General features: G+C 73.7%; 16 protein-coding genes. 15 read left to right on the top strand and 1 reads right to left on the bottom strand.

Features of this window, described 5'->3' with window-relative positions; translation table 11 throughout:
- Nucleotides 1–341: 341 nt before the first annotated feature.
- From pyrR to rpoZ, 11 genes are all read left to right on the top strand, one after another.
- Entirely contained in the window at nt 342–989 is a 648-nt protein-coding gene (pyrR, locus tag LO772_RS05445; protein ID WP_231777217.1) for a bifunctional pyr operon transcriptional regulator/uracil phosphoribosyltransferase PyrR, read from the top strand.
- The gene (locus LO772_RS05440) at nt 986–1,963 is read left to right on the top strand and encodes an aspartate carbamoyltransferase catalytic subunit (RefSeq protein ID WP_231777216.1); all 978 of its coding nucleotides are present in this window, start codon (nt 986–988) and stop codon (nt 1,961–1,963) included. Before pyrR ends, LO772_RS05440 begins: the two co-directional genes overlap by 4 nt.
- The gene (locus LO772_RS05435; protein ID WP_231777215.1) at nt 1,960–3,249 is read left to right on the top strand and encodes a dihydroorotase; all 1,290 of its coding nucleotides are present in this window, start codon (nt 1,960–1,962) and stop codon (nt 3,247–3,249) included. The genes LO772_RS05440 and LO772_RS05435 overlap by 4 nt, the downstream gene beginning before the upstream one ends.
- A complete protein-coding gene (locus LO772_RS05430; protein ID WP_443089370.1) occupies nt 3,246–3,899 on the top strand; it encodes a PH-like domain-containing protein in 654 nt (217 codons plus the stop codon). Before LO772_RS05435 ends, LO772_RS05430 begins: the two co-directional genes overlap by 4 nt.
- On the top strand, nt 3,896–5,089 hold the full coding sequence (gene carA / locus LO772_RS05425) for a glutamine-hydrolyzing carbamoyl-phosphate synthase small subunit (protein ID WP_231777214.1): 1,194 nt from the start codon (nt 3,896–3,898) through the stop codon (nt 5,087–5,089). Before LO772_RS05430 ends, carA begins: the two co-directional genes overlap by 4 nt.
- On the top strand, nt 5,082–8,393 hold the full coding sequence (gene carB, locus LO772_RS05420; protein ID WP_231777213.1) for a carbamoyl-phosphate synthase large subunit: 3,312 nt from the start codon (nt 5,082–5,084) through the stop codon (nt 8,391–8,393). The genes carA and carB overlap by 8 nt, the downstream gene beginning before the upstream one ends.
- 48 nt (nt 8,394–8,441) lie before the next feature.
- On the top strand, nt 8,442–9,590 hold the full coding sequence (locus LO772_RS05415; protein WP_231777212.1) for a quinone-dependent dihydroorotate dehydrogenase: 1,149 nt from the start codon (nt 8,442–8,444) through the stop codon (nt 9,588–9,590).
- 242 nt (nt 9,591–9,832) lie between these two features.
- Nucleotides 9,833–10,666: an orotidine-5'-phosphate decarboxylase gene (gene pyrF / locus LO772_RS05410; RefSeq protein ID WP_231777211.1), complete on the top strand. Its 834-nt coding sequence runs from the start codon at nt 9,833–9,835 to the stop codon at nt 10,664–10,666.
- Between the two features lie 764 nt (nt 10,667–11,430).
- A complete protein-coding gene (gene mihF / locus LO772_RS05405; RefSeq protein WP_231777210.1) occupies nt 11,431–11,748 on the top strand; it encodes an integration host factor, actinobacterial type in 318 nt (105 codons plus the stop codon).
- An 82-nt stretch (nt 11,749–11,830) separates the two neighbouring features.
- Complete coding sequence (gene gmk, locus LO772_RS05400) at nt 11,831–12,397, top strand: guanylate kinase (RefSeq protein WP_231777209.1); 567 nt, start codon at nt 11,831–11,833, stop codon at nt 12,395–12,397.
- 64 nt (nt 12,398–12,461) lie between these two features.
- Entirely contained in the window at nt 12,462–12,740 is a 279-nt protein-coding gene (gene rpoZ, locus LO772_RS05395; RefSeq protein ID WP_443089369.1) for a DNA-directed RNA polymerase subunit omega, read from the top strand.
- A gap of 102 nt (nt 12,741–12,842) precedes the next feature.
- Here rpoZ and LO772_RS05390 read toward each other — a convergent pair whose 3' ends face one another.
- On the bottom strand, nt 12,843–16,295 hold the full coding sequence (locus LO772_RS05390) for an SCO7613 C-terminal domain-containing membrane protein (RefSeq protein WP_231777207.1): 3,453 nt from the start codon (nt 16,293–16,295) through the stop codon (nt 12,843–12,845).
- Between the two features lie 254 nt (nt 16,296–16,549).
- On the opposite strand from LO772_RS05390, the gene coaBC reads away from it, so the two are divergent.
- The 4 genes from coaBC (at nt 16,550) to LO772_RS05370 (ending at nt 22,603) form a co-directional block, all read left to right on the top strand.
- The gene (gene coaBC, locus LO772_RS05385; protein ID WP_231777206.1) at nt 16,550–17,785 is read left to right on the top strand and encodes a bifunctional phosphopantothenoylcysteine decarboxylase/phosphopantothenate--cysteine ligase CoaBC; all 1,236 of its coding nucleotides are present in this window, start codon (nt 16,550–16,552) and stop codon (nt 17,783–17,785) included.
- A 247-nt stretch (nt 17,786–18,032) separates the two neighbouring features.
- The gene (metK, locus tag LO772_RS05380) at nt 18,033–19,226 is read left to right on the top strand and encodes a methionine adenosyltransferase (RefSeq protein ID WP_231777205.1); all 1,194 of its coding nucleotides are present in this window, start codon (nt 18,033–18,035) and stop codon (nt 19,224–19,226) included.
- Nucleotides 19,227–19,761: 535 nt separating this feature from the next.
- Complete coding sequence (locus LO772_RS05375; protein WP_231777204.1) at nt 19,762–20,280, top strand: DUF1707 SHOCT-like domain-containing protein; 519 nt, start codon at nt 19,762–19,764, stop codon at nt 20,278–20,280.
- Between the two features lie 64 nt (nt 20,281–20,344).
- Nucleotides 20,345–22,603 (top strand): primosomal protein N', encoded by a 2,259-nt coding sequence (locus LO772_RS05370; protein ID WP_443089368.1) that lies wholly within the window; start codon nt 20,345–20,347, stop codon nt 22,601–22,603.
- The last annotated feature ends 142 nt before the right edge of the window (nt 22,604–22,745 follow it).

The raw sequence follows: 22,745 nt of genomic DNA, 5'->3' as shown, positions 1-22,745 counted from the left end.
GATGGGGGAGGCACCACCGCTGCGCCGCGCGATCCCCGCCCGATTCGGAATCGAATCGGGATGCCGGCCCGGAACCTCGGCCGACACGTCGCGAGTGTCGCGTTTCGCCCGGTGGTCACTCATTGTGAGGTTACGCAGAGTAATCTGCGTCCGTCAAGCCGAACGGCCTAACCGGTACGTACGGCCGGGGCACGACGCGCCCTCGGCAGCACAGTGTGCAGGCCATTCGGTTGGAGGAACCATACAAAACGGGAGCGATCTCGTCCCTGCTAGGGTGAGGAACACAATCCGACGTCCTTTAAAGCCCGTCCCGTGAGACGGGGAAGGAGGTCTGCTTCCGCATGACCAAGGCCACACCCGAGCGCCCCGGCGCTCTCGACCCGGCGACCGCCCGGGCCGTCCTGGACGCTTCCGACATCGCCCGGGTCCTCACCCGGGTCGCCCACGAGATCGTCGAACGCGCCAAGGGCGCCGACGACGTCGTCCTCCTCGGCATCCCCACCCGCGGCGTCGCCCTCGCCCGCCGGCTCGCCGCCCGCCTCGAGGACATCGAGGACGTGAAGGTCCCCGTCGGCGCCCTCGACATCACGATGTACCGCGACGACCTGCGGCTGCGCCCCGCCCGCGCCCTGGAGCGCACCGACATCCCCGCCGCGGGCATCGACGGCAGGCTCGTCGTCCTCGTCGACGACGTGCTGTTCTCCGGCCGCACCATCCGCGCCGCGCTCGACGCCCTCAACGACATCGGCCGCCCGCGCGCCGTGCAGCTGGCCGTCCTCGTCGACCGCGGCCACCGTGAGCTGCCCATCCGCGCCGACTACGTGGGCAAGAACCTCCCCACCTCCCTGCGCGAGAAGGTCCAGGTCCTGCTGGAGGAGCACGACGGCCGCGACGCCGTCCTCCTCGGCACACGCGGCGACGCCGTCGAGGTCGCCCGGACGCGGCCGAAGGAATCCACGGAATCCCAGGAAGCTGAAGAAACCCTGTGAAGCGTCACTTGATCTCGGCCGCCGACCTCACCCGCGACGACGCCCTGCTCATCCTCGACACCGCGGAGGAACTCGCGCAGGTCGCCGAGCGCCCCATCAAGAAGCTCCCCACCCTGCGCGGACGCACGGTCGTCAACCTGTTCTTCGAGGACTCCACCCGCACGCGCATCTCCTTCGAGGCCGCGGCCAAGCGCCTGTCCGCGGACGTGATCAACTTCTCCGCGAAAGGCTCCTCGGTCTCCAAGGGCGAATCCCTCAAGGACACCGCGCTGACGCTCCAGGCGATGGGGGCCGACGCCGTCGTCATACGGCACGGGGCCTCCGGCGCGCCGTACACCCTGGCCAACTCCGGCTGGCTGCGCGGCTCCGTCGTCAACGCCGGCGACGGCACCCACGAGCACCCCACCCAGGCGCTGCTGGACGCGTTCACGATGCGCCGCCGGCTCGGCGGGCCCGGCACGGGCGGCGGCCTTGACGGGCGCCGCGTCACGATCGTCGGCGACGTCCTGCACAGCCGCGTCGCCCGCTCGAACGTGCTGCTCCTCGCGACCCTCGGCGCCGACGTGACCCTCGTCGCCCCGCCCACGCTGCTGCCCATCGGCGTCGAGACCTGGCCGTGCAACGTGTCGTACGCCATCGACACCACGCTCGCCAAGGCCGACGCCGTGATGATGCTCCGCGTGCAGCGCGAGCGCATGAACGCCGCGTTCTTCCCCACCGAGCGCGAGTACGCCCGCCGCTACGGGCTCGACGCCAAACGCATGGCGGCGCTCCCGGAGCACGCCATCGTCATGCACCCCGGCCCGATGAACCGCGGCATGGAGATCGCCGCCGAGGTCGCCGACTCGCCGCGCTCCACGATCGTCGAGCAGGTCACCAACGGCGTCAGCGTCCGTATGGCGGTGCTCTACCTGCTGCTCGGCGGGTCCGAGCCCGCCGTGACCACCACAACCACCGAGGAGACCACCGCGTGAGCACGTACCTGATCAAGAACGCCAAGGTCCTTGGCGGCGACGCACAGGACGTGCTCATCTCCGGCGGCGTTGTCGCCCGCGTCGGCGTCGGCCTCGACGCACCGGACGCCACCCAGATCATCGACGGCGCCGGCCACGTCCTCCTGCCGGGCCTCGTCGACCTGCACACCCACCTGCGCGAACCGGGCCGCGAGGACGCCGAGACCGTCGAGACCGGCACCCGCGCCGCCGCGCTCGGCGGCTTCACCGCCGTCCACGCCATGGCCAACACCGACCCCGTCGCCGACACCGCCGGCGTCGTCGAACAGGTGTGGCGCCTCGGCCAGGAGGCCGGACGCTGCGACGTCCACCCCGTCGGCGCCGTCACCGTCGGCCTCGCCGGCGAACGCCTCGCCGAGCTCGGCGCGATGCACGACTCCGCGGCCGGGGTCAAGGTCTTCTCCGACGACGGCAAATGCGTCCACGACGCGGTCATCATGCGCCGCGCGCTCGAATACGTGAAGGCGTTCGACGGCGTCGTCGCGCAGCACGCCCAGGAACCGCGCCTGACCGAAGGCGCGCAGATGAACGAAGGCACCGTCTCCGGCGTGCTCGGGCTGCGCGGCTGGCCCGCCGTCGCCGAGGAGGCGATCATCGCCCGCGACGTCCTGCTCACCGCCCACGTCGGCTCCCGCCTGCACGTGTGCCACGTCTCCACGGCCGGTTCCGTGGAGATCATCCGCTGGGCCAAGTCGAAGGGCTGGGACGTCACCGCCGAGGTCACACCCCACCACCTGCTGCTGACCGACGAGCTGGTGCGCTCGTACGACCCCGTCTACAAGGTCAACCCGCCGCTGCGCACCGCCGAGGACATCGCGGCCCTGCGCGAGGGCCTCGCCGACGGCACCATCGACGCCGTCGCCACCGACCACGCCCCGCACCCGTGCGAGGACAAGGACTGCGAGTGGGCCGTCGCCGCGATGGGCATGCTCGGCCTGGAGACCGCGCTGTCGATCGTGCAGCAGACCATGGTCGACACCGGCCTGCTCGACTGGGCCGGCGTCGCCGACCGCATGGCCGCGCGCCCCGCCCGCATCGGCCGCCTGACCGGCCAGGGGCGTCCCATCGCCGCCGGTGAGCCCGCCAACCTGGTGCTCGTCGACCCGGCCGCGAGGCGTACCGTCGAACCGTCCGAACTCGCCTCGCGAAGCGCGAACACCCCCTACGCCGGCATGGAGCTGCCGGGCCGGGTGGCGGCCACCTTCCTGCGCGGCGTACCGACGGTGATCGACGGGAAACTCGCGTGACCATCAGCAACGCAACCACCGGCAGCCCCCTGCGCGCGTCCGAGTTCCTGATCGCGGCCGAGAAGAAGTCCGCCGCGGTCTCCGACTGGGGCCAGTACCTGCTGTGGACCGGCGTCTTCGCCGTCTTCATCCTCGGCACGTACACGCTGATGTGGCGTGCGTGGAAGAAGCGCGGCCGGCGCCAGGCCGACCTGCCCGCCCCCGCGCCCCTCGGCCCCGCCGACTCCGCCGGTCCGCCGCTGCTGCCCGAGCTGACCGGACGCTACTTCGGAACGACCACGGCCGGCGACTGGCTCGACCGGATCGTCGCGCACGGCCTGGGCACCCGCAGCGCCGCCGACGTGACCCTGACCGCCGAGGGGCTGCGCGTCGACCGGCCTGCCGCGGCCGGGTTCCACGTGCCGGCCGCCGACCTGGTCGGGGCCCGCTTCGAGAAGGCCGCGGCCGGCAAGGTCCTGCCCGAGGGAGGCCTGCTGGTGGTCACCTGGAAGCTCGGCGACACCCTCCTCGACTCCGGATTCCGCAGCGACCACGCGGCCGAGCACGACGCGTGGGTCGACGCCGTCAACCGCCTCGTCGCGGGCGACGCGCCGGCCCCGACCGCCGCCCCCGACGGGGCCGCGCATCACCAGGAAGGCACCCAGAAGTGACCGCAACACACGCCAAGGCCGCGGGCCCTGCCGTCCTCGTCCTGGAGGACGGCCGCACCTTCCGCGGACGCGCGTACGGGGCGGTGGGGGAGACCTTCGGCGAAGCGGTGTTCTCCACCGGCATGTCCGGCTACCAGGAGACGCTGACCGACCCCTCGTACCACCGCCAGGTCGTCGTGATGACCGCCCCGCACGTCGGCAACACCGGCGTCAACGACGACGACCCCGAGTCGTCGCGCATCTGGGTCTCCGGCTACGTCGTCCGCGACCCCGCCCGCCGCCCGTCGAACTGGCGTTCGCGGCGCACGCTCGACGACGAACTCGCCGCGTACGGCGTCGTCGGCATCTCCGGCATCGACACCCGCGCACTCACCCGCCACCTGCGCGAACGCGGCGCGATGCGCGTCGGCATCTTCTCCGGCGACGCCTACTTCGACGCCGCCGGCACCGGCCTCGCCGACGACGCCGCGCTGCTGGAGAAGGTCCGCCGCGCCCCCGAGATGACCGGCGCCGACCTGGCCGGCGAGGTCTCCACCGCCGAGGCGTACGTCGTCCCGGCGATCGGCACCAAGAAGTTCACCGTCGCCGCCCTCGACCTGGGCATCAAGGGCATGACCCCGCAGCGCATGGCCGAGCGCGGCATCGAGGTCCACGTGCTGCCCGCGAACGCGACCGTCGACGACGTCTACGCCGTCGCACCCGACGGCGTCTTCTTCTCGAACGGCCCCGGCGACCCCGCCACCGCCGACCACCAGGTCGCCGTCGCGCGGGCCGTCCTGGAGCGCGGCACGCCGTTCTTCGGGATCTGCTTCGGCAACCAGATCCTCGGCCGCGCGCTCGGCTTCGGTACCTACAAGCTCAAGTACGGCCACCGCGGCATCAACCAGCCCGTGCAGGACCGCACGACCGGCAAGGTCGAGGTCACCGCGCACAACCACGGCTTCGCCGTCGACGCGCCGCTGGACCGCGTCAGCGAGACCCCCTACGGCCGCGTCGAGGTCACCCACGTGTGCCTCAACGACAACGTCGTCGAAGGCCTCGGGCTGCTCGACCGGCCCGCCTTCAGCGTGCAGTACCACCCCGAGGCCGCCGCCGGGCCGCACGACGCCGCGTACCTGTTCGACCGCTTCGTCGCGCTGATGTCGTCCGCCCCGCAGAACCCGCAGAACCTGGAGAGCAAGAGTGCCTAAGCGCAACGACCTGAAGTCCGTCCTGGTCGTCGGCTCGGGCCCGATCGTGATCGGCCAGGCCGCCGAGTTCGACTACTCCGGCACGCAGGCCTGCCGCGTCCTGAAGTCCGAGGGCCTGCGCGTCATCCTCGTCAACTCCAACCCGGCGACGATCATGACCGACCCGGAGGTGGCGGACGCGACGTACGTCGAGCCCATCACCCCCGAGTACGTCGAGAAGATCATCGCCAAGGAGCGCCCCGACGCGCTGCTGCCCACGCTCGGCGGCCAGACCGCGCTCAACACCGCGGTCGCGCTGCACGAGAACGGCGTGCTGGAGAAGTACGGCGTCGAACTCATCGGCGCCAACATCGCGTCGATCCAAAAGGGCGAGGACCGCGACCAGTTCAAGACCGTCGTCGAACGCGTCCGCGAGAAGATCGGCCACGGCGAGTCCGCCCGCTCGGTCATCTGCCACTCGATGGACGACGTCCTCGCCGGCGTCGAGACACTCGGCGGCTACCCCGTCGTCGTCCGCCCGTCCTTCACGATGGGCGGCGCCGGCTCCGGCTTCGCCCACGACGAGGACGACCTGCGCCGCATCGCCGGCCAGGGCCTCACGCTCTCGCCGACCACCGAGGTGCTCCTGGAGGAGTCCATCCTCGGCTGGAAGGAATACGAGCTGGAACTGATGCGCGACAAGCACGACAACGTCGTGGTCGTCTGCTCGATCGAGAACTTCGACCCGATGGGCGTCCACACCGGCGACTCCATCACCGTCGCCCCCGCGATGACGCTCACCGACCGCGAGTACCAGCGGCTGCGCGACATCGGCATCGCCGTCATCCGCGAGGTCGGTGTCGACACCGGCGGCTGCAACATCCAGTTCGCGGTCAATCCCGACGACGGGCGCATCATCGTCATCGAGATGAACCCGCGCGTCTCGCGCTCGTCGGCACTCGCGTCCAAGGCGACCGGCTTCCCGATCGCCAAGATCGCCGCCCGGCTCGCGGTCGGCTACACGCTCGACGAGATCCCCAACGACATCACCCGCGAGACCCCGGCGTCCTTCGAACCCACGCTCGACTACGTCGTCGTCAAGGTGCCGCGCTTCGCCTTCGAGAAGTTCCCGGCCGCCGACGCCAGCCTCACCACCACGATGAAGTCGGTCGGCGAGGCCATGGCCATCGGACGCAACTTCACCGAGGCCCTGCAAAAGGCCCTCCGCTCGCTGGAGAAGAAGGGCTCGCAGTTCGCCTTCACCGGCCCGGCGGGCGACAAGGCCGCCCTGCTCGACCTCGCCGCCACCCCCACCGACGGACGCATCAACACCGTCATGGAGGCCGTCCGCGCGGGCGCGACCCCCGAGGAACTGTTCGACGCCACCCGCATCGACCCCTGGTTCCTCGACCAGCTCTTCCTGATCCACGAGATCGCCGGGGAGATCGCCGACGCGGCCGAGCCCACCGCCGACCTGCTCCACCAAGCGAAGCGGCACGGGTTCTCCGACGCCCAGATCGCCGAGATCCGGGGGCTGCGGGAAGGCGAGGTCCGCGAGCTGCGGCACCGCCTCGGCGTCCGCCCGGTCTACAAGACCGTCGACACGTGCGCCGCCGAGTTCGCCGCCAAGACGCCGTACCACTACTCGTCGTACGACGAGGAGACCGAGGTCGCCCCGCGCACCAGGCCCGCCGTGATCATCCTCGGCTCCGGGCCCAACCGCATCGGGCAGGGCATCGAGTTCGACTACTCGTGCGTCCACGCCGCCTTCGCCCTCGCCGACGCGGGCTACGAGACCGTCATGGTCAACTGCAACCCCGAGACCGTCTCCACCGACTACGACACCTCCGACCGGCTCTACTTCGAACCGCTCACGCTGGAGGACGTCCTCGAGGTCGTGCACGCCGAGGAACAGGCCGGGCCTGTCGCCGGCGTGCTCGTCCAACTCGGCGGCCAGACCCCGCTCGGGCTCGCCCAGGCACTCAAGGACGCCGGCGTCCCGATCGCGGGCACCCCGCCCGAGGCCATCCACCTCGCGGAGGAGCGCGGCGCGTTCGGCCGCGTCCTGCTGGAGGCCGGCCTCACCGCCCCCAAGCACAGCACCGCGTTCTCATTCGACGAGGCCAAGGCCATCGCCGACGAGATCGGCTACCCCGTCCTCGTCCGCCCGTCGTACGTGCTCGGCGGGCGCGGCATGGAGATCGTCTACGACGAGGAATCCCTCGCGGCCTACCTGGAGCAGAACGCCGGGCTGGTCTCCGAACACCCCGTGCTCGTCGACCGGTTCCTCGACGACGCCATCGAGATCGACGTCGACGCCCTCTACGACGGGCACGAGCTGTACCTCGGCGGCGTCATGGAGCACATCGAGGAGGCCGGCATCCACTCCGGCGACTCCGCGTGCGCCCTCCCGCCGATCACCCTCGGCGGTCACGACATCAAGCGGCTGCGCGCGGCCACCCGCGGCATCGCCGAGGGCGTGGGCGTGCGGGGGCTGATCAACATCCAGTTCGCGCTCGCCGGGGACATCCTCTACGTCCTCGAAGCGAACCCGCGCGCGTCCCGCACCGTTCCGTTCGTCTCCAAGGCGACCGCGGTGCCGCTCGCGAAGGCCGCCGCACGTGTCTCGCTCGGCGCCGGCATCGCCGAACTGCGGGCCGAAGGCCTGCTGCCCGCCGAGGGCGACGGCGGGACCCTCCCGTTCGACGCCCCGATCGCGGTCAAGGAGGCGGTCCTGCCCTGGAGCCGCTTCCGCGACGAGCAGGGCCGCGGCGTCGACACCGTGCTGTCCCCGGAGATGCGCTCGACCGGCGAGGTCATGGGCATCGACGCGTTCTTCGGCACCGCGTACGCCAAGTCGCAGGCCGGGGCGTACGGTGCGCTTCCCACCAAGGGCCGCGCCTTCGTCTCGGTCGCCAACCGCGACAAGCGCTCGATGATCTTCCCGGTCAAGGCGCTCGTCGACCTGGGCTTCGAGATCCTGGCCACCCAGGGCACCGCCGAGGTGCTGCGCCGCAACGGGGTCACCGCCACCGTCGTCCGCAAGCAGAGCGAGGGCCCGGGCCCGAACGGCGAACCCACGATCGTGCAGTTGATCCACGACGGCGGTGTCGACCTCATCGTCAACACGCCGTTCGGCACCGGCGGGCGCCTCGACGGCTACGAGATCCGCACGGCGTCCGTCGCGCGCGGGGTCCCCAGCATCACGACGGTGCAGGGGTTCGCCGCCGCCGTGCAGGGCATCGCCGCGCTGGTGTCCGGCGACATAGGCGTACGGTCGCTGCAAGAGCACGCCGAGCACCTGATCGCCGCCCGCGACAACTGACGACACCGTGAGGGTCCCCCGGGCGCACGCGTCCGGGGGACCCTCGCCATGCCGCGCCCCCCGCTTCCGTCGACGACCTCCGAGGCCATGAGCTACCCGCTGTTCTTCAAGTACGTCCTCCGCAACCTCGACCCGGAACAGGCCCACCACCTGGCCTTCGCCGCCATCCGCGCGGTGGGCAGGGTGCCCGGGGGCCGCGAAGCGGTCGCCAAGGTGTGCGCCCCGCGCGACCCGGCGCTCGCCGTACGGGCCTTCGGCATCGACTTCCCCGGGCCGTTCGGACTCGCCGCCGGTTTCGACAAGAACGCCCTCGGCATCGACGAACTCGGCGCGCTGGGCTTCGACTTCGTCGAGATCGGCACCGTCACGGCCGAGCCGCAGCCGGGCAATCCCAAGAAGCGGCTGTTCCGCTTGGTCGAGGACCGCGCGATCGTCAACCGCATGGGCTTCAACAACGACGGCGCCGACGCCGTCGCCGCTCGGCTGCACGCGCGCGGACCGCGCCGCCCCAAGCGGCCCACGGTCCTCGGCGTCAACATCGGCAAGACCAAGGTTGTGCCGGAATCGGAGGCCGTCGCCGACTACGTCGCGTCCACCGAGAAGCTCGCGCGGTACGCCGACTACCTCGTCGTCAACGTGTCCTCGCCCAACACCCCCGGGCTGCGCGACCTCCAGGCCGTCGAACACCTGCGCCCGCTCCTGAGCGCGGTGCGCGACGCCGCCGACCGCACCGTCCGCTCCCGACGCGTGCCGCTGCTCGTCAAGATCGCCCCCGACCTCGCCGACGACGACATCGACGCGGTCGCCGACCTGGCTCTCGAACTGGGCCTCGACGGCATCATCGCCACCAACACCACCATCGGCCGGGACGCCCTGCGCACCCCGCCCGACGAGGTCGAGGCGTGCGGGGCGGGCGGCCTGTCCGGAGCGCCGCTCAAGGAGCGCTCGCTCGCCGTGCTGCGCCGACTGCGCGACCGCGTGGGGGACGGGATCGTCCTGGTCGGAGTCGGGGGAGTCGAGACCGCCGACGACGTCTGGGAGCGCCTGGAGGCGGGGGCCACCCTCGTCCAGGGCTACACCGGCTTCATCTACGCGGGCCCCTTCTGGTGCCGCACGATCCACAAAGGCCTCACGGCCCGCCTGCGCGCGACGGGCCGCACGTCGCTCACGGGAGCGACGGAGGACGGCCGCGTGTGACACCGCCCGCCCGCCCAGGCCCGCGTTCGCGCGCGACGGGCCGCACGTCGCCTGCCGGAGCGACCGAAAACGGCCGCGTGTGACGCCGCTCCGGCCCCCCGCCAAGCCCCGCGACACTCGGACACCCCGTGGACGAGGGCCGTCCCGCGATACCGGCGTCGACACCGGACACGGCCTGACGCACCCGCCCTTCTCCACCCCCCCACCCCCCACCCCGCACCCTTTGACCCGAGAGCGAGACTGTGATGCCCCAGCCCTTCGGCGCCCGCCTGCGCGCCGCCATGGATACGCGCGGGCCGCTCTGTGTCGGGATCGACCCGCATGCCGCGCTGCTGCGTGCCTGGGGGCTCGACGACGACATCGCGGGTCTGGAGACGTTCACGCGGACGACCGTCGACGCGCTCGCGGACCGGGTCGCGGTCCTCAAGCCGCAGAGCGCGTTCTTCGAGCGCTTCGGCAGCCGGGGCATCGCCGTTCTCGAACGCGCGGTCGCCGACGCGCGGGCCGCCGGTGCGCTCGTGCTCATGGACGCCAAGCGCGGCGACATCGGGTCGACCATGGCCGGGTACGCCGCCGCGTACGTCGCGCCGGGCAGCCCGCTCGCGTCCGACGCCGTCACCGTCAGCCCGTACCTCGGTTTCGGCTCGCTCGCCCCGCTGCTCGACGTCGCGCGCGAACACGGCGCGGGCGTGTTCGTCCTCGCACTCACCTCGAACCCGGAAGGCCGCGAGGTCCAGCGGGCCGTCGTCGAGGACGGGACGAGTGTGGCGTCGGTGATGCTCCGTCACATCGCCGCCGAGAACGCCCGTGCCGAGGGCCTGGGCTCCGTCGGCGCGGTCGTCGGCGCCACCCTGGGCGCGGTCGGCGTCGACCTCGACGTCAACGGCCCACTGCTGGCCCCGGGGATCGGTGCGCAAGGCGCCACCCCGGCGGACCTGCCGGAGGTCTTCGGCACGGCCGTGCGCAACGTCGTCCCCAGCGTGAGCCGCGAAGTCCTCCGGCACGGACCGTCGGTCACCGCACTCCGCGACGCCGCGACCCGCTACGCCGACGAGTGCCGCACCGCGATCGGCTGACGCGGTCGGCCCGCGCGGCTCCGAGATCACAAGCGTCGTGATGTCCGAGACGCGATGTCGCCCCCGTGCGCGCCCGCGAGGTCTTTCGGCGGGGGCCGCTGACGGCGCGCTCCGCGAGGCCGCGACGCGTTACGCCGCCGCCGCGATCGGCTGACGCGGTCGGCTTCGCCCGCCCCCGGGCCGCGCTCCCGCCCCCGGGCCGCGCTCCCGCGACCGGCGCGGCGCCGTGATCGGCCGCCGTCGGCTCGTCCCGACGCGCCTGGCCCGCGGCCGAGCCTCGTCGCGTGCGGTGTGCGGCCCGAGGAGGCGGTGGTCGTCCGCCTTCCGACGCCTTCCGGCATGCCTCGTGCACGGCTCCTCGTCGGGCCGCGTGCCACGTCCGCCCGTCGCGCGTCCGGCGCGTCGGCGTCGTTCACACAGCGTTGGCGGGGCGTCAATACGTCGGCAACGGGGATTCGCCGAACTATTTTTCTTGCGGATTCGTACCGGCAACCAACCGCAGCGATTGTGGGTGATTTGCCATGAAAAATTGTTGTTTCGCGGAGCCGCTAAGCTGCCTGATGCGGCGTCAAACCTGTCCGGGGGTGGTCTTTTCGGCAGTTTCGGGCGACGTGGCGCGTTCCGCGGACTAGGCTCCGTCGGGAGCTCACCCGGTCGAGCGTTTCGCGTTGCCGCAGGCGCTGTGACCAGCTAGGTTCCACACTTGCGGTCGCCCAAGGGGGGCGATCGTGGATCGTAACAATCGAAGTCCGAGGTGACACGGCGTGGCTCTTCCGCCCCTGACTCCCGAACAGCGCGCAGCCGCGCTCGCGAAGGCCGCTGAGGCTCGGCGGGAGCGTGCCGCGGTGAAGAACCGCCTCAAGCACTCCAACGCCTCCCTCAGCGAGGTGATCAAGGAGGGCCAGAGCAATGACGTCATCGGCAAGATGAAGGTCTCGGCCCTGCTCGAGTCGCTGCCCGGCGTCGGCAAGGTGCGCGCCAAGCAGCTGATGGAGAAGCTGAACATCTCCGAGACACGCCGCGTGCGCGGCCTCGGGACCAACCAGATCGCTTCGCTTGAACGCGAGTTCGGCGGCAAGTAGTCCCGACGGGACACCGCGGCCCGGGGCCGCCTCCGGGCGCACGACGGCCGGCCATGAGCAGATCGGCACGGATACCAGCACCATGCACGACACACAGCAGCAGCGGCGGCTCACCGTGCTCTCCGGCCCCTCGGGGGTGGGCAAGAGCACGGTGGTCGCGCATCTCCGCGGCAGGCACCCCGAGGTGTGGCTGTCGGTCTCCGCGACCACGCGCGCGCCCCGGCCCGGCGAGGTCGACGGCGTCCAATATCACTTTGTCGATCACGAGCATTTCGACAAGCTGATCGCCGCGGACGAGCTTCTCGAATGGGCGGAGTTCGCGGGCAACCGCTACGGAACCCCGCGTCGGCCGGTGTTGGAGCGCCAGGAGTCCGGCGTCCCCACCCTCCTGGAAATCGAGCTCGAAGGGGCGCGCCAGGTCCGCCGGGCGATGCCGGACGCGCTGCTGGTCTTCCTCGCGCCGCCGTCGTGGGACGAGCTGGTGCGCCGTCTGGTCGGCCGCGGCACGGAGTCCCCCGAGGTGATCGAGCGGCGGCTCGCGCAGGCCAAGGTCGAATTGGCCGCGGAATCGGAATTCGACGTGACCCTGGTCAACACGTCCGTCGAGGATGTATCACGCGAACTGCTAGCCTTGATGAACGTTTCCTGAGTCGAATGCGATCCCGTTCCGACCCCGCTGTCGGCTGACGCCGCCCGACGGTCGCGGGTCGCCCATGGAAGGCCCTGTCTTGTCAGTCACCTCGTCCGCGCCCGAAGGCATCATCAACCCGCCGATCGACCAGCTCCTTGAGGTCACCGACTCGAAGTACAGCCTGGTCATCTACGCGGCGAAGCGCGCGCGGCAGATCAACGCGTACTACTCGCAGCTCGGCGAGGGCCTGCTCGAATACGTGGGGCCGCTGGTCGACACCCACGTGCACGAGAAGCCGCTGTCGATCGCGATGCGTGAGATCAACTCGGGCATGCTCACCGCGGAGCCCATCGAAGGCTGACCGCCTCGGTTCCGCCGCGCGGGACCATCCGAACGCGTTCGGGCCCGGCCACCCCCTTCGGGGGGCCGGGCCCGCGTCGTGTCCGGGCAGGCGGCCCGGCGGTCAGTCCAGGCTTCGGACCGCCCGACCGAACCGGGCCAGGTCGCGCAGCCGCCGCTCGTACCCCGCGCCCACCGCGATCAGCAGCACGCCCGCACCCGCGAGGACCGCCCAGCGCGGCAGCGCGTGGTACGCGGACACCACGGGCGCCGACAACTGCAACACCGCGACCACCGACAGCACGCCCGCGCCCGCCACCAGCGGTGCCTGGAGCCGCAGCCGGGCGCCCGCCACGACGCACGCGAAGGACGCCGCGCCCAACAGCGCCGGGCGCAACGCGGCCTCGTCGGCGACCGCGAGCGGCACCGACGGCAGCAGTACCGCCGCCAGCCCCGCCCCGAAGGCCTGCCACGAACCCCACGCCGGGCGCGCGCGGCGCAGCCATCCACCCGCGACCAGGAGCGCGGCACCCGGCGGCAGGGTGTACGCCTCGACGACGGTCACCCCGGCATACGCCAGACCGTCCCAGTAGGCCGCGACCCACAGCAGCGCGCCGGCGGCGTACGCGACCCGGCGGAACACCGGAGCGTCCTCCCGCGTCCGCGGCGTGCGCCCCGCCACCAGGGCCGCCGCACCCGCGATGGCCAGCGCCGCCCATACGAGTCCGGGCCGCTCGGCGGCCAGGGCGATCACGGCGGCACCCGACGCGATCGCCGACACCGCGCCCACGGGCAGCATCCTCGGGACCCACGTCGACGGCATGGGGACGAGCCCGGCCACCAGGCCCGCCGCGACGCACACCGCCGTGAACGCGGCCACGCCCGGCGACGACGTCGCCGCGCCGGCTCCGGCCGCCGCGGCCGACACCGTGAACGCGGCGGCGGCCGGAGCCCATACGGGCCGGACCGTCGACCGGCCCTCGGGCATCCGGGACACCGCCGCCAGGGCACCCGCGGCAAAGGCGGCCACGCGCGCCCACGCGTCCGAGGCCGCGACGATCGTGCCCGCCGCGAGTACCGCCGCCGCGGCCGATTCGACCGCCACCGACATGTGCGCCCGCGCGGTCGCCGCATCCGGGGCCTTCACCAGCGACAACCGCCGCGCGACGGCGGACGGTGCCGTCGCCGACACCACCGCGGCGACCGCCGCGGCCACGACGCCCGTCCACACGACCGGCAGACCCGCCGCGTACGCGCCGCGCGCCGCCGCCCCGGCACCGGCCACGACCGCCACGACGGCCCAGAACGGCCGCTGCGGTACGGGCCGGACCGCCACACCGAGCACGGCGGCCACCGCGGCGGCTCCGAGCGAGACCCCCAGCGCCCACGACGGCGCGCCGCGCGTCGCGGACGCCGCGGTTCCGACGAGTGCCGCCGCCGCGCCGACCGCCCCGACCGCCTCCGGGACGTGCCGGGAGACCTGCGGGGCGTGCCCGCGCGCCGCGAGGCAGCACACCACGACGACCGCCGCCCCGGCCACCGCCGCGCCCACGCCCGTATCGGCCGCCCCGACATGCGCCCACCGCGCGGCCATCACCGCGTCGACGAACGCCGCCGCCGTCACGCCGGCCGCCCATCCCGGGCGCCACGCCGACGGCAGCACCCGGGTCAGGGCGGTCGATACGACCGCGACGACCGCCCAGACCGCGATCGACAATCCGGCGGACGCCAGCGACCACACCGCACCGACCGCGATCAGCGCGATCCCGCACCCGCGCAGCACGAGTGCCGCGCGGTCGGACACCTTCGGCGCGCCCATCACGAACGCCACGCCCCCGGCGACGTACCAGCCCACCGCGACCGGCAGCGGGACGTCGACGGACAACGGCACGACCAGGAGCCACGACGCCGCCGTGACCGGGACGAGCAGCCGCCGCCACGAGCCCCGGCCCAGCAGATGCGCGGCCACCAGCGCCGCGCATCCGGACGCGGACACGCCGAGCAGCGGTGCGGCGCCGAAGCCCCACGGTTCCCGGGGGGTCAGCAGTGCGCGCGATCCCGCCACGCCGTCCCGGGCCTCCCACGCGTGCGACAGCCAGGCGAGCGGTCCCCCGACCGCGGTGGCCACCTCGGCCACGGTCGTCACGGCGGCGACGGCGTACGGGACCGCGAGCACCGCCAGCGGGCCGGCCCGGTACGGCCTCGGCACCGCGTACAGCAGCACCGCCCCCGCGAGGATGAGGACCGCCAGGACCGCCGGGGCCCACGCCGCGGGGGTGTCACCGCTGTTCCCGCTGCCCAGCCGGTCCGCGCCCATCGCCAGTGCGGCGCACACCGCGACCGCGCACGCGCCCGACGCGACGTGCCGGAGCGCCGCGAAGGCGCGGAATGCCCACGCGCAGAACCCGGCGACGACCGCGACGCCCGCCATCGTGCCCACCGAGGCGCCGCCGCCCGGCGCGGCCAGGGTGAGAACGAACGCCGCGCACCAGTACGCGCACACCCCCAGCACCGTGACGCGGACGGCGACCGAGCGCGGCAGCCGGGCCGTCCCCGACAGGGCCGCGTGCGCGTCCGCCTTCGCCTCCGCGTCGGCCCCGGCGCGGGTGCGGAACGTCCGGCGCAGCAGGGCGACTTCGACGGCGGCCTGGAACGCGAACCCGGCCGCGAGCGGAAGCAGCGAGTCCCGCGCGACCCCCACGTGCCCGGCGAGGAGCGGCAGCGGGGCCTGGAGGAGCAGTGCCGCCGACACACGCAACGTCCGCAGGCCGAGCGCCCTGCTCCCGGCCCACGCCGCGCCGCCGACCGCGGCCAGGGTCGCCGCGGAGACCACGAGGCCGTCGGCGCCGCGCAGACCCCCGAGGTCCGCGGCCCACGCGGCGTAGCCGTCGAGCACCCCCATGACGACCGACAGCGCCCCCAACGCCTCGGCGGTGAGCGGGAGTTCCCGGCGCTCCGCGACCGCGGCGCCGCCCGCGGACAGCACCAGCAGCAGGCCCATCACCACGGCGCGTCCCCCGGTCCCGGCCCGATGCCAGGTCACCGCGACGAACACCACCGCGGCGACGACCAGCAGCAGCACGCCGGTGCCCAGGACGAGGCGGGCGACGCGGCGGCGGGCCATCTCGGGGGCGGCGGCGAGGGCCGTCGAAGGCGCGGGCGCGGACGAGGCCTGTCGCACCGGCCGGGGGCCGGCACCGGTCGGAGGGGTGGCGTGCGCGGGGCCGGGCGCGTTCCTCGGCGCCGCCGTCGGCGCCGGGGGAGCGGTCGGCGTCGGCGCCGGCTGGGCAGGCCGACCCGTGCGGGCCGCGCTACCGGGCGGGGCCGCGTCGCCCGACGCGGCGCCCGCGCGGCTCGGCGCCGCGGACTCCCGGGCCTCGGCGCGCAGTTCACGCAGCAGTACGTCCCGCCGGTCGAGCAGCCGCTTCGCCTCGGAGCTGACGTTCCAGAGGTCCAGCGCCACCGGCCCGGTCAGCGGGAGTTCGCACCGCGGACACGAGGACGGGCGCGGTGCGGGCAGGGTGCGCCCGCAGTCCGGGCATCTCGCGGGGTCCGCGAGCCAACCGATCCCGATCATGAAAATCCCCCTGAAGTGCGCGGACGTCAGCGTGCGCCGTCACCGCCGGCGCATGTCGTGTGCGGGCGATCGACCGTGCCCGCACCCGGAGTTGTTCGCTCCGGATCGCCAGCTTCACCCGTGCGGACCAGTGGGAGCCATCCGTACGGGTACTTATTCAGGACGTGTGCGTACCCCCTACCGGTTCGCGGCCCGCGTCACCGCGTCGCTACGCTCGAAGACCGGAAAACCGGACACCGGCAGGAGATGCAGCGATGACCCAGCACCGTCCCCGTGTGGTCCTCGGCGTCGCGGGCGGCATCGCCGCGTACAAGGCCTGCGAGCTGCTGCGCCGGCTCACCGAGTCCGGCCACGAGGTACGCGTCGTCCCCACCGCGAGCGCCCTCAACTTCGTCGGCGCCCCGACCTGGGCCGCGCTGTCCGGACAACCCGTGGCGACCGGCGTGTGGGACGCCGTCCACGAGGTGCCGCACGTGCGCATCGGGCAGAACGCCGACCTTGTCGTCGTGGCCCCCGCGACCGCCGACCTCCTCGCCAAGGCCGCCCACGGGCTCGCCGACGACCTGCTCACCAACACGCTGCTCACCGCGCGCTGTCCGGTCGTGTTCGCCCCCGCGATGCACACCGAGATGTGGGAGCACCCCGCGACCCGCGACAACGTCGCCACACTCCGCCGCCGGGGCGCGGTCGTGCTCGAGCCCGCCGTCGGCCGCCTGACCGGCAAGGACACCGGCAAGGGCCGGCTGCCCGACCCCGACGAGATCTTCCGCGTCGCACAGCGCGCCCTCGCCCGCCCCGGCCAGAACGCCGACCTCGCCGGACGCCATGTCGTCGTCTCCGCGGGCGGCACCCGCGAACCGCTGGACCCCGTCCGGTTCCTCGGCAACCGCTCGTCCGGCAAGCAGGGGTACGCCCTCGCCCGCACCGCCGTCGCACGAGGCGCCCGCGTCACCCTCGTCGCCGCCAACGTCGCCCTGCCGGACCCGGCCGGGGCGGACGTCGTCACCGTCGGCACCGCCGCCGAGCTGCGCGAAGCCGTCGTCAAGGCCGCCGCCGACGCCGACTGCGTCGTCATGGCCGCGGCCGTCGCCGACTTCCGGCCCGCCGCGTACGCGGACGGCAAGATCAAGAAGACGGACGCGGAGCCCGACGCGATCGCGCTGGTCAAGAACCCCGACGTGCTCGCCGAGATCGCGCGCGAACGCCCGCGCGCCGGCCAGGTGATCGTCGGATTCGCCGCCGAGACCGACGACGTCCTCGCGCACGGCCGCGCCAAGCTGGCGCGCAAACGCTGCGACCTGCTGGTCGTCAACGAGGTCGGCGCCACGCGGACGTTCGGCGCCGACGGCAACGAGGCCGTCATCCTCGGCGCCGACGGCAGCGAGACCCGTGTGCCGTTCGGCCCCAAGGAAGACCTCGCGGACGCCGTCTGGGACAGCGTCGCCCCGCTCCTCCCGGCACTTCCCGGACGCACGGACAGCCCCGCCTGACCCACCCGTCGCACGAACAACCGCTTGGCGGTGCACCGACGGCGCACGCCCGGCGCACGTCGGCGCGGCACAGGCGCGAAACCGGTGCACTGTACTGCGCGTAAGGGCAGCCGCGCAGCGCACGCCGCCGGACAACATCTACGTCCGGGCGTTCCTTGCGGCTACACTCGGGCCAGAAATCCGGTGACCACGCGTTATACGCGCGCGTCGTCATCAGCCAGCAGCCGCTGCAACCCCAGGGAGCGAAGTGTCGCGCCGACTGTTCACCTCGGAGTCCGTGACCGAAGGTCACCCGGACAAGATCGCCGACCAGATCAGCGACTCCATCCTGGACGCGCTCCTCAAAGAGGACCCCACGTCCCGGGTCGCCGTCGAGACGCTCATCACCACCGGCCAGGTCCACGTCGCCGGAGAGGTGACGACCAAGGGCTACGCGGACATCCCCACGATCGTCCGCGACCGCGTCCTCGAAATCGGCTACGACAGCTCCAAGAAGGGGTTCGACGGCGCATCGTGCGGTGTGTCGATCTCCATCGGCTCGCAGTCCCCCGACATCGCGCAGGGCGTCGACGACGCGTACGAGGCGCGTGTCGAGGGCGATGACGACGAACTCGACCGCCAGGGCGCGGGCGACCAGGGCCTGATGTTCGGCTACGCCTGCGACGACACCCCCGAGCTGATGCCGCTCCCGATCACCCTCGCGCACCGGCTGTCGCGGCGCCTGAGCGAGGTCCGCAAGAACGGCACCATCCCCTACCTGCGCCCCGACGGCAAGACGCAGGTCACCATCGAGTACGACGGCGACCGCCCGGTCCGCCTCGACACCGTCGTCGTCTCGTCGCAGCACGCGGCCGACATCGACCTCGAGTCGCTCCTCGCCCCCGACATCCGCGAGTACGTCGTCGAGCCGGAGCTGGCGGGTCTCACGATCGACACCGAGGGCTACCGCCTCCTCGTCAACCCGACCGGCCGGTTCGAGATCGGCGGCCCGATGGGCGACGCCGGCCTCACCGGCCGCAAGATCATCATCGACACGTACGGGGGCATGGCCCGGCACGGCGGCGGCGCGTTCTCCGGCAAGGACCCGTCCAAGGTCGACCGCTCCGCCGCGTACGCGATGCGCTGGGTCGCGAAGAACATCGTCGCCGCGGGCCTCGCCCGGCGTTGCGAGGTGCAGGTCGCATACGCCATCGGCAAGGCCGAGCCTGTGGGCCTGTTCGTCGAGACCTTCGGCACCGAGTCGCTGCCGGTCGAACGCATCCAGGCGGCCGTCACCCAGGTCTTCGACCTGCGCCCCGCGGCGATCATCCGCGACCTCGACCTGCTCCGCCCGATCTACACCGCCACCGCCGCGTACGGCCACTTCGGCCGCGACCTCCCCGACTTCACCTGGGAGCGCACCGACCGCGTCGACGCCCTCAAGGCGGCCTTGAGCGGCTGACACCCCGGCGCCGAAGTCCCACGCACATCCCGCGGCCCGCCGACCGGACACCGGTCGGCGGGCCGCGGGCGCGTGTGCCGCGGGCGCGGCACAGCGGGGGCGGGCGGCGAGTGGCGAAACCAGGCGGCGCCGCGCTCCGAAGGGCGTGGGTGACGCGGCTGTGCCGTGCGGGTCGTGTCGGCTGTGCGGCGGCGCCCCCGGTGCGCGGCCGGAAGCGACGGTCCGGGCGGTGTCGGACCCGGTGGGACGCCGATGGCGCCACGGTCATGTCGACGCGCTGCCGGGAGCGGCCGTCCGGGCGGTGTCGGAGCGGATGCGATGCCGGCTGCCACCACAACCACGGTGCGACGCGGAGCCGGGAGCGGCCGTCCGGGCGGCGGCTGTCGGGCCGTCGCGACCGCGTTCGTCGGCCCGGCCGCCGCCGGTGTCCGCGGGCGATCCGGCGGTGTCTTCCGGGACTTCGTCGTGACCGGCGGCGCAAAGAGTGGGGTTAGCCCCATCCCCGGGCGCGGCGTCTCTGCCTAGCCTCGAACGCATGCTGACGCAACCGGCCATGCGGGCATCCGATGTCGATCGCGAGGCGGCGGTCGAGCTGCTGCGTATCCATCACGACCAGGGGCGCCTGACGCTGGACGAATACGCCGAGCGCGTCGGGATCGCCTATGCCGCGGTCACTCTCGGGGAACTCGCCCGGCTGCTCAAGGACTTGCCGCCTCCCGAGCACCTCGCGTACGAGGTCGCCCTGATCCGCGAGGCCGAGGCGCGCTCGCTGCCCGTCGATCTCCGGCGGCACCGGCCCCGCACACCGCCGTCGGAGGATCGCGACGACGCGCCCGCCGAAAGGCATCGCCGTTCGGTCTCCGGGCGGGAGGTCCTGCGCGCGCTGTGGACGGCCGTCCTCGCCGTCACGGCCGTGAACACCGGGATCTGGCTCCTTGTGCTCATCACCCACGGGCCCGTGTACTTCTGGCCGATCTGGGTGTTCGGGCCCCCGGCGTCCGTGCTCGGGGCCGTCGAACTGTGCGTGCGCAGACACGGCACGCCCCCCGACTGACTCCGCTCGTACCGGCGCGTCGCGCGGCTTCGGCCGTGTCGCTCTGATCTGCGAAAATGCCAGGGTGGGTGAGCAACGCGCGGGGGAGCCGAACGACACACCGACTGCCCCGGACGAGGCCCCGGCGGAGCAGTTGGAGATCGCCGTGTCCGCCGCGCGCAAGGCCGCGAAGACCGCCCAACCCAAGCGGCCCCCGGCGCTCGCCGCCGAGCTGCCGGTCGCGCGCGTCGTCGTCGACAAGGGTCTCGCGCATCTCGACCAGTACTTCGACTACGCCGTCCCCGAGACGATGTCCGACACCGCCCGACCGGGCGTGCGCGTCCGGGTGCGGTTCGGCGGGCACGTCGCCGACAACCGGCGGCGCGGCGGCGGGCTGATCGACGCTATCGTCGTCGACCGCCTGCCGACCAGCGACTACCCCGGACCCCTCGCCCGCATCGAACGCGTCCTGTCGCCCGAGCCCGTGCTCCCCGAACGCATGCTCGACCTCGCGCGGAGCGTCGCCGACCGGTACGCCGGGACGCTCGCGGACGTGCTCTCGCTCGCCCTGCCGCCCCGGCACGCCCGCGTCGAGGCGGAACCCGCCGCCGAGCCTCGCCCCGCACCGGCCCGGCCGGACACCGGAACATGGGCGCGCTACGCCGACGGGCCCGCGCTGCTCGACGCGCTCGCCGCCGGCGAGAGCCCGCGTACCGTGTGGACCGCGCTGCCCGGCCCCACCTGGCCCGCCGAGATCGCGGCGCTCATGGCCACGACGCTGTCCGCCGGACGCGGCGCGCTCGTCGTCCTCCCCGACGGGAAGGCCGTCGCCCGCGTCGACGACGCGCTCACCCGGCTCCTGGGCGACGGCCGCCACATCGCCCTGACCGCGGACGCCGGGCCCGAGGAGCGCTACCGCCGCTGGCTCGCCGTCAGCCGCGGCACGGTCAAAGCCGTCATCGGCACCCGCGCGGCGATGTTCGCGCCGGTCGCCGACCTCGGCCTCGTCGCGCTCTGGGACGACGGGGACACCGCGCACTCCGAACCCCGCGCGCCCCACCCCCACGTCCGCGAGGTCCTGGCCGTGCGCGCCCTGCGCGAACCGGCCGCCTTCGTCGTCGGCGGGCTCACGACCTCGGTCGACGCCGCCCAACTCGTCCGCTCCGGTTGGGCGCAGCCGGTCGAGGCGCCCCGCCCCGAGGTGCGCGCCGCGGCGCCGCTCGTCCGCACCATCGGCGACCTCGACCTCGCCCGCGACGAGGGGGCCCGCGCCGCGCGCCTGCCCACGATGGCGTGGGACGTTGCCCGCCGTGCGCTCGACACCGGGCCGGTGCTCGTGCAGGTGCCCCGGCGCGGCTACATCCCCCGGGCCGCGTGCCGGCGCTGCCGCGAGGTCGCGCGCTGCGAGGCCTGCGCCGGGCCCCTCGAACTCACCGACGCGGCAGGCGCGTTGGCCTGCACGTGGTGCGGTCGCCACCAGGTCGGCTGGAGGTGTGCCGCCTGCGGGAGCCCCGAACTGCGCGCGAACGTCGTCGGCGCCCGGCGGACCGCGGAGGAGCTGGGGCGCGCGTTCCCGCGCGTGCCGGTACGCACGTCCGGGCGCGACGCCGTGCTCACGTCCGTCCCCGACACCCCCGCCCTCGTCGTCGCCACCCCCGGCGCCGAACCCGTCGCCGACCGCGGCTACGCGGCGGCCCTGCTCCTCGACGGATGGCTGCTCCTGGGCCGCCCCGACCTGCGCGCCGGCGAGGAGGCCCTGCGCCGGTGGCTCGGCGCCGCGGCGCTGGTGCGCCCGGCTCCCGACGGCGGCACGGTCGTCATCCTCGCCGAACCGGCGCTGCGGCCCGTGCAGGCGCTGGTGCGCTGGGACCCGCAGGGTTACGCGCGCACCGAGCTGGACGAGCGGGCCGAGCTGGGCCTGCCGCCCGTCAGCCGCATGGCGTCGATCACCGGGCCGCCGGCCGCGGTCGCGGAGATCATGCGGCTCATCCGCCTCCCCGACGGCACCGACGTGCTCGGCCCCGTGCCCGCGGCCCCGCTGCCGCGCCGGCCCGACCCCGCGACCCGGCCGCGACGGTCGGGCGGTCGGGCGAAGTCGGCCGCCGCCCGGGCCGCGATACACCGCCCCCCGGCGCCCCCCGACCTGTGGGATGCGACCCGCCGTCCCGACCCGGCGACCTCCGGGCCGCCGGAGGACGACCGCCGCGAACGCGTCCTCCTGCGCGTCACTCCCGGCCGCGGCGCCGAACTGGCCGCCGCGCTCAAGTCCGTGCGGGCCCTGTGGATGTCCCGTGGCGCACCCGAGCCGGTGTGGATCCGCATGGATCCCCTCGACATCGGCTGACCCCGCCCTCGCGGAGCGCGGTCCCGCCTCCGCCGCCGGTGACGACGACGGCCCGCGGCGTCGGATCCTCGGAGCGCTCCGCCCGGCGTCCCCCGGACCCGCCGGAGCGGTGCCGCCCGGCCGCGCCGGGAAGACCGCGGCA

The sequence above is a fragment of the Yinghuangia sp. ASG 101 genome, from assembly GCF_021165735.1.
Lineage (GTDB): Bacteria > Actinomycetota > Actinomycetes > Streptomycetales > Streptomycetaceae > Yinghuangia.
The sequence above is the reverse complement of the archived record's forward strand: the minus strand, read 5'-3'. Positions and strand labels throughout refer to the sequence as shown.

What these genes read in the sequence shown, in the direction of transcription:
- pyrR (WP_231777217.1), top strand. Translation starts at nt 342, where the DNA reads ATGACCAAGGCCACACCCGAGCGCCCCGGCGCTCTCGACCCGGCGACC.
- LO772_RS05415 (WP_231777212.1), top strand. Translation starts at nt 8,442, where the DNA reads ATGCCGCGCCCCCCGCTTCCGTCGACGACCTCCGAGGCCATGAGCTAC.
- gmk (WP_231777209.1), top strand. Translation starts at nt 11,831, where the DNA reads ATGCACGACACACAGCAGCAGCGGCGGCTCACCGTGCTCTCCGGCCCC.
- rpoZ (WP_443089369.1), top strand. Translation starts at nt 12,462, where the DNA reads ATGGAAGGCCCTGTCTTGTCAGTCACCTCGTCCGCGCCCGAAGGCATC.
- LO772_RS05390 (WP_231777207.1), bottom strand. Translation starts at nt 16,295, where the DNA reads ATGATCGGGATCGGTTGGCTCGCGGACCCCGCGAGATGCCCGGACTGC.
- coaBC (WP_231777206.1), top strand. Translation starts at nt 16,550, where the DNA reads ATGACCCAGCACCGTCCCCGTGTGGTCCTCGGCGTCGCGGGCGGCATC.
- LO772_RS05375 (WP_231777204.1), top strand. Translation starts at nt 19,762, where the DNA reads ATGCTGACGCAACCGGCCATGCGGGCATCCGATGTCGATCGCGAGGCG.